The following is a 280-nucleotide window of genomic DNA, read 5'->3' on the forward strand; positions in this document are numbered from 1 at the left end:
CCAATCATTCCGGATAACGCTTGCATCCTCCGTATTACCGCGGCTGCTGGCACGGAGTTAGCCGATGCTTATTCCTCAGGTACCGTCATTCTGTTCTTCCCTGAGAAAAGAGGTTTACAACCCAAGAGCCTTCCTCCCTCACGCGGTATTGCTCCGTCAGGCTTTCGCCCATTGCGGAAAATTCCCCACTGCTGCCTCCCGTAGGAGTCTGGGCCGTGTCTCAGTCCCAGTGTGGCTGATCATCCTCTCAGACCAGCTACTGATCGTCGCCTTGGTAGTC

At 55.4% G+C, this 280-nt stretch carries 1 rRNA gene (only partly in view); it reads right to left on the bottom strand.

Going from position 1 to position 280, the window contains the following annotated elements:
* A 16S ribosomal RNA gene (locus ACIR131C_RS0117900) occupies positions 1–280 on the bottom strand (its annotated part extends past both window edges: 211 nt to the left, 230 nt to the right); the annotation flags it as partial.

Origin of the sequence: Dolichospermum circinale AWQC131C, from assembly GCF_000426905.1 — a bacterium.
Classification (GTDB): domain Bacteria; phylum Cyanobacteriota; class Cyanobacteriia; order Cyanobacteriales; family Nostocaceae; genus Dolichospermum; species Dolichospermum circinale.